Here is a 6,233-nt window from a genome sequence, read left to right on the forward strand (position 1 = left end):
GACTCACCTAGGTTAGCACGTGGAAATCGCTCAATAGGTGGCCGAGCTTCTCCTGCTTGGTGCGCAGGTAGCGAACGTTGCCCGGATGCGGCGGGATCTCGATCGGCATCCGCTCCACCACATCGATGCCGTAGGCGCGCAGGCCGTGCAGCTTCTTGGGGTTGTTGGTGATCAGGCCGACGCGGTGCACGCCGAGGTCACGCAGGATTTGTGCGGCGATGCCGTAATCGCGGCTGTCGTCCTTGAAGCCCAACTCCAGATTCGCCTCGACCGTGTCGCGCCCCTGGTCTTGCAGGGCATAGGCGCGGATCTTGTTGGCCAGGCCGATGCCGCGGCCCTCCTGATCCATGTAAACCAGCACGCCCTTGCCGGCCGCGGCGATCATTTCCATCGCCTTCTTGAGCTGATCGCCGCAGTCGCAGCGCTCGGAGCCGAAGACGTCGCCCGTCAGACACTGCGAGTGAATCCGCACCGACACTTGATCGGTGGCGCGCAGCGTTCCCTTCACCAGCGCGATGTGCTCGTCGCGGTCGACGTCGCTGCGATAGGCGACGGCACGAAAGCTCCCGCCGACGGCGGCCTCGATGCGGGCCTCGGCGACGCGATGCACCAGCGATTCGGTGCGCAGCCGGTGGGCCACCAGATCCACGATGTGAACGATCTTGAGCTCGAACAGCTGCGCCAGCGCGGCGAGGTCTTCCGCCTGGGCCAAGGTGCCGTCGTCGCACAAGACGGCGCACAGCGCGGCCGCCGGCTGGAGACCGGCCAGGCGCGCCAAGTCCGCCGCTGCTTCCGGCAGCGCCGCCCGCACCAGCACCCCGCCGGTGCGCACCTGGATGGGGAAGATGTGCCCGGGCATGACGAGGTCGTCGGGCCCCGCATCCACGCGCGCGGTGACCCTGATGGTGGCTGCACGATCACTGGCGGAGATGCCGGTGGTGACGCCTTGGCGCGCTTCGATCGAGACACCGAACGGGCGCGCCTTGCCGGCCGGCGCATCCGGCACCATCAGCGGGATGCCCAGTTGGCGCATGCGCTCGGCGGTCAGGCCAACGCACACCAAGCCGCGCCCGTGCGTGGCCATGAAGTTCACGCTCTCGGGCGTGATCAACTCGGCCGCCACGCACAGGTCAGCCTCGTCGCCCTCGCCGGCGACCACGATCACCGGCTGGCCGCGCCGGACGTCTTCCAGCGCCGCCGAAATGGAACTGAACGTCATCGCTCGCTGCACCTCAGCGACAGAACTCACCGCACAAGCGCGGGCCGCAGCCCATGAGCACTCCGGCGTTGGCTGTCGCTTCTCGTCTCAGGTTCACCAAACACCTCAGTCACCGCCAGCTTCTGCTCTGGCGCTTGCCATCCCGCGGCAGTGGGCAGGCGGTGACCATGAAATCGGCGCCAACCCGCCGCACGCGCACCGCCCCCAGCTCCCACGCTTCGCGCATGGCACGCACGCCCAGCGCATCGAGCATCGGCCGGCCGTCGCCGCCGATCAGCTTAGGAGCGTAAAACAACACCATACGATCCACCAATCTGGCCTTGAGCGCGCTGGCCGCCACCGCCGCGCCTCCTTCGATTAGAACCGCGCTCACCCCGGCCCGCCCCAACCACGCCAACACCTGCCTGAGCGAGACGCCACCTCGCACCGCCGGCACTCGCACCAGTTGCACCCCCCGCACCTGTAGCCGGCGCCATTTCGCCCCGCCGGCCAGCGCGGTGGCCACCACAGTAGCTGCTGGGCCTGTGTTTGTCAGCACCCGGGCGGTTTCGGAAATCCGCAGCCGGCGGTCGAGCACGACGCGCAGCGGATCGCGCCCGCCCGGCAACCGGCAGGTCAGCGCCGGATCATCGCGAATGACCGTCTCTACTCCCACCAGCACGGCGTCGTGCTGATCGCGCAGGCGGTGGGCGATGGCGCGGGCGGCCTCGCCGGTGATCCACTTCGAGTCACCCGTGCAGGTCGCGATCCGACCATCGAGCGAGGCGGCGAGTTTGAGCGTCACCAGGGGCAGACCGGTGGTGACGTGTTTACGGAAGGCCGAGATCAAGTCGTCGCAGTCCGCCTGTGCCACCCCGGCCACCACCGCGATGCCGGCGCGCCGCAGCCTACCGGCGCCGTCACCCTCGACTTGCGGGTTGGGGTCGCGCGCGCCAAACACGACCCGCGCGATGCCCGCGGCCGTGATCGCCTCGGTGCACGGCGGCGTGCGGCCGAGGTGGGCGCAGGGCTCCAGCGTCACGTACAGTGTGGCCCCGCGTGCGCGCCCGGCCGCTTGCCGGAGCGCGACCACTTCCGCGTGCGCTTGGCCCGCGCGCGCGTGAAAGCCGCGGCCGACGACGCTGCCGCCGCGCACCACCAGCGCGCCCACCGGAGGGTTGGGACTGGTGCGCCCGAGCCCGCGGCGCGCCAGCCGCAGTGCCTGGCGCATGAAATAGGCATCGTCGTGCGCCACGGTCGCTCGCCTTACGTTGCCCGCGAACGGCGCTTGCGCGGCGGGCCGCCGGCGCGCTCCTTGATCAAATCTTGTAGCTCGCGCATGAACTCGCCGGCGTCCTTGAACGAGCGGTACACCGAGGCAAAGCGCACGTAGGCCACTTGATCGAGTTTGTGCAGCTCGCGCATCACCGCCTCGCCGATGACGGTGCTCGGCACTTCCTTCTCACCGCGCTCCGAGAGACTGCGCTCGATGCGATCGGCGATCTGCTCGATTACCGTGATGCCGACCGGGCGCTTCTCGCACGCGCGCTTGAGGCCGTTGACGATCTTGCTGCGATCGAACTCCTCACGGCTGCCGTCGCGTTTGACCACCAGCGGCAGCATTTCTTCCACCCGCTCGTAGGTGGTGAAGCGACGCTGGCACTTGTCGCACTCGCGGCGGCGGCGGATCACCGCGCCGTCCTTGCTCAGGCGCGAATCGATGACCCGGTTCTCCAGGTCGGCGCAGAACGGGCATTTCATGGGCGCTCTAAAGGCCGGTCGTGCTTAGCGAAAAGGCGCGATGAAGGGAAGGGAGAATGCGCCGCGGCCTGGGCCTGGAGGAAAGCTCGGAAACGGCTGGCGCAGCGGCCAGGTCCTTCCTGTCCGCCGCGGCCGTCAACACCACCGCTTGCTGCCACGCTTGACCGGCTGGGGTGCATTCGGTACGAATGCCCCCTCGCCAGCCGGTGCGGGCAGGTAGCTCAGTCGGTAGAGCAAAGGACTGAAAATCCTTGTGTCGAGTGTTCGATTCACTCCCTGCCCACTTCTTTTCGCATACTTGGCTAGACGGATAGCCATCCAGGTCGAAATTGTCCGAGATTTGTCCGAGAAATTTCGGGAACAGGCCATCAGCGCGCCGGTGTCGCGGCCCCAAGAGGCACCACGCGCGCCGGTGGTTGCTGCGAGAGATGCGTGTGCAGCTTGTCGGCGGCGGCCGTGAGGTCCGCTTCGCTCACGATGTTGTAGCGGTCGAAGATCGCGCGCGTCTTGTGTCCGGACAGCGCCATGCAGACACGTTCCGGGATGCCGGCCCGCACCATGTTGCGGACGGCAGAGCGTCGCAGGTCATGCGGCGTGAGTCCCTTGTGTATCAGCTCGGGTTCGCCAGCCGGCGTGAATTTGCCGGATGGCACCATTGCGCCGAGCCCGGCGGCCACGCAGGCACGAGCCCACGACTTGCGGAAAGCGCCGATCGGCTTGCCGTCGACGTGGAAGACGTGCACGCAATCCAGCCGGCGAACCGTGGCGGCCCGCTCGATCACTTCGAGCAGGTCACCGCTCAACGGCAGTACCCGGCCCGTCTTGTTTTTCGAGCGTTCCGGTCGCAAGCGGACCACGCGGCCGGTAAGGTCGATGTCGCGCCATTCGAGCGACCGCATCTCGCTCATCCGCCAGCCGGAGAAGTACAGGAACGCGACCGGGTCCTTGAGTCGGTCCGGCAGCGCGCCGTGCAAGGCGAGGAAGCTGCCGTGATCGACGAAGCCTTGTCGGGCATTGTGCTCTTCCAGCATCGGGATATGCGGCCGGGTCGACAGGCGGCCGGCTTCGATGGCCAGCGAGAACATCCGCTTCAATGCAGCCAGCTCTCGGTTGATGGTGGCATTTGCCGCGCCGTCCTGTTGGCGTGCCGTCACGTGTGCCCGGATACGGTCCGTGGTCAGGTCAACCGCGCGCATCAACGCGAAGCTGGTTCGGAGATGCTTCAGCTTTTGGGTCAGGGTGTGCGCTGAACGCTTGCCGTTGATGGCGTAGTCGCGCTCGAGGTCCGCCGCCAACTCCTCGAACGTGACCTTCTCTTCTTGCGGTCCGGTCAGCCGGCCACGGCCGATTTCGCCGAGCCGCTTCTTGAGCAGCTTGCTGGCGAGTTTCTCGCCCTGCTTGTCCGTGGCGTGCGTGCTCTCCCGGTATTCCTTGCCGCGGTGCGAGTAGGCTATCCACCACACGGCGCCGCGTTGAAACATCCGTCCCATGCCGTTCATGGTTTGGTTCCTCCCTTCTGCGGACGCTTCAAGTACAGTTCGAGCGCTTCCGCAACCAGGTCTTGAAAGTCGCGGCGTTCGTCGAGTGCCCGGTGGCGAGCCGCGCGCCAGAGGTCGGCGGGTAACTTCACCGTGCATTTCACCGTTTCGGCAGGCTCCTTGGTCTTCATGCGGACATCCTACGCTCGCCCCGGACGGCTGTCAAGACATATGAACGGCTACACGGATAGGCGGCCCTGTCGGGTTTGGATGTATCGGGCGATGCCGTGGCTGCTGAAGCGCAGCAGGCGACCTTGTGGTACGCGGAAGGGCAGTTGCTTGGCGTGACGGTAGAGCCAGTCCTTCGATGCGCCGAGCCGTGCCGCCGCGGCCGTCACGTCAAGCAGCGTGTCCGGCTCCGCCGGCCGGTGTCCGTTGCGTGCCGATACGGTGATCAGTGCTCCGAGCAGTCCGCTCTGCAAACTGACACACCGGGACAGTAGCCCTTGCAGCACCTCCACGGGGAGCTCGGCCGCGCGCTCGGGATGCGCCGCTAAATCGTCGAGGGTTGGAACGGCGGTGAGGCTCACAGTTCCCGCACCTCGGGCCACCGCTGGCGATCACGCCAGACGTGCACCAGCCGCTTGCAGTTCGAGGGGCAGGCGAAGCCGGCCAAGGTCTCGCGCTCTGCCGGTGACGGCGCCCGGTTGCTCTTGCACTGCACAAGCACGAAGTCGGTGGCGCTCACGCCGATCAAGTCCCATGCGCCGAGACTGCCAGCGGCACGGGTCACGCAGTAGCCGGCGGTTTCGAGCAGCCGGCGGCTGCGATGCTCGTTCCTGGTGCCCTTGCGCTTGGCGTTCATGACGCTTGCCTCTTCGGCGTGGGTTTCCTATTCTGCGCACATGGCCAGCACATCTGCCGTTCGGCGCCCAGTGGTACCCTCGCCGCGCAGCCAGGGCATCCCGCTCGACGATGAGCCGATAACGGCGGCCGAGATTCGCGGCGTCGCTGAAGCGCGCGCGGCCTTCGCTCGCGGCGAGTATTACACTCTCGAAGAAGCGAAAGCGCATGTGGCGCGTCTACGTTCCAAAGCCCGTACTCAAAAGCCTCGGACGCTTCCCGGCAAGGGACGCTGACCGAATCTGGGCCGCGCTCGATGCCATGAAGCGCGCGCCCTTCGGCGGGGACATCCGGGACTTGGGCGACGGGACGTATCGCCGCCGAGTCGGCGCCTATCGCATCCGCTTTGACGTCGCCTGGAACACCCGCACCGTGAGCGTGCTGTGGGTCCGGCGCCGCACCAGCATTACGTACTGAAGACGTAGCCCTATTCATGGCGCCCGCAACGCCCGCACCCGGCACCAGAGGATGAACGCCCAGGCGCACACGACGAGCAGCTCTTGCTCGATCTCGCCGGTCAGCTCGCCGGGCGGTTGCTGAAAGCTACGGTCGCCGTAGGTGACGGCGCCCACCTCGAGGCGCTTGGCGACGGCCGCGGCGAAGGTCGGGAAGGCCTCGGTCATTGCAACACCCGAGACGTGGGGAAGGTCGCCTTGACCATCCCGATAGCTTGCAGCTCGGCCACGGTTTTGCCCCGGAGCCGCTCGACTTCGTCGAAGAAGATCACCGGGAGCCCGGCCCGCAGAATCTCAGGATGGTCGGCAAGGGTGTCGTCGTCGGCTACCACCCACACGTCACCGATGGCCGTTCCAACCAACTTGAAGGCCACCAGCTCGCCGGTGTCGGGGTCGAACGTAGTGGAAAAATGTTCGCGGTTACGTTCCGGAATCGAC

10 protein-coding genes and 1 tRNA gene are annotated in these 6,233 nt (G+C 66.9%); 2 read left to right on the plus strand and 9 right to left on the minus strand.

Annotation, left to right across the window (positions count from 1 at the left end):
- Positions 1–7 precede the first annotated feature (7 nt).
- The 3 genes from ribA to nrdR form a co-directional block, all read right to left on the minus strand.
- Positions 8–1,219 carry a GTP cyclohydrolase II gene (gene ribA / locus HY699_23405; protein ID MBI4518754.1) on the minus strand — a complete coding sequence of 404 codons (1,212 nt, stop codon included), beginning with the start codon at positions 1,217–1,219 and terminating at the stop codon, positions 8–10.
- Positions 1,220–1,328: 109 nt separating this feature from the next.
- Positions 1,329–2,429, minus strand: a complete 1,101-nt coding sequence (gene ribD, locus HY699_23410) for a bifunctional diaminohydroxyphosphoribosylaminopyrimidine deaminase/5-amino-6-(5-phosphoribosylamino)uracil reductase RibD (GenBank protein ID MBI4518755.1) — start codon at positions 2,427–2,429, stop codon at positions 1,329–1,331.
- A gap of 35 nt (positions 2,430–2,464) precedes the next feature.
- Positions 2,465–2,959 (minus strand): transcriptional repressor NrdR, encoded by a 495-nt coding sequence (gene nrdR, locus HY699_23415; GenBank protein MBI4518756.1) that lies wholly within the window; start codon positions 2,957–2,959, stop codon positions 2,465–2,467.
- 210 nt (positions 2,960–3,169) lie between these two features.
- On the opposite strand from nrdR, the gene HY699_23420 reads away from it, so the two are divergent.
- A tRNA-Phe gene (locus HY699_23420) sits at positions 3,170–3,242 on the plus strand.
- 85 nt (positions 3,243–3,327) lie between these two features.
- On the opposite strand, the gene HY699_23425 is transcribed toward HY699_23420, so the two are convergent.
- Genes HY699_23425 through HY699_23440 form a run of 4 tightly spaced genes read right to left on the minus strand, consistent with a single transcriptional unit; the run spans position 3,328 to position 5,302 of the window.
- On the minus strand, positions 3,328–4,458 hold the full coding sequence (locus tag HY699_23425; GenBank protein MBI4518757.1) for a tyrosine-type recombinase/integrase: 1,131 nt from the start codon (positions 4,456–4,458) through the stop codon (positions 3,328–3,330).
- Complete coding sequence (locus tag HY699_23430) at positions 4,455–4,628, minus strand: DNA-binding protein (GenBank protein ID MBI4518758.1); 174 nt, start codon at positions 4,626–4,628, stop codon at positions 4,455–4,457. Before HY699_23430 ends, HY699_23425 begins: the two co-directional genes overlap by 4 nt.
- A 48-nt stretch (positions 4,629–4,676) precedes the next feature.
- Complete coding sequence (locus tag HY699_23435; protein ID MBI4518759.1) at positions 4,677–5,027, minus strand: hypothetical protein; 351 nt, start codon at positions 5,025–5,027, stop codon at positions 4,677–4,679.
- Complete coding sequence (locus tag HY699_23440; protein MBI4518760.1) at positions 5,024–5,302, minus strand: hypothetical protein; 279 nt, start codon at positions 5,300–5,302, stop codon at positions 5,024–5,026. Before HY699_23440 ends, HY699_23435 begins: the two co-directional genes overlap by 4 nt.
- Before the next feature lie 206 nt (positions 5,303–5,508).
- On the opposite strand from HY699_23440, the gene HY699_23445 reads away from it, so the two are divergent.
- Positions 5,509–5,757, plus strand: coding sequence for a hypothetical protein (locus HY699_23445; protein MBI4518761.1), 249 nt, complete (start codon positions 5,509–5,511; stop codon positions 5,755–5,757).
- A gap of 14 nt (positions 5,758–5,771) precedes the next feature.
- On the opposite strand, the gene HY699_23450 is transcribed toward HY699_23445, so the two are convergent.
- Both HY699_23450 and HY699_23455 read right to left on the minus strand, forming a co-directional pair.
- Positions 5,772–5,963 (minus strand): hypothetical protein, encoded by a 192-nt coding sequence (locus HY699_23450; protein ID MBI4518762.1) that lies wholly within the window; start codon positions 5,961–5,963, stop codon positions 5,772–5,774.
- A partial coding sequence (locus HY699_23455; protein ID MBI4518763.1) for a hypothetical protein occupies positions 5,960–6,233 on the minus strand: 274 nt, incomplete at its 5' end. The genes HY699_23450 and HY699_23455, both read right to left, overlap by 4 nt.

The sequence above is a fragment of the Deltaproteobacteria bacterium genome (assembly GCA_016210005.1).
GTDB lineage: Bacteria > Desulfobacterota > Binatia > HRBIN30 > JACQVA1 > JACQVA1.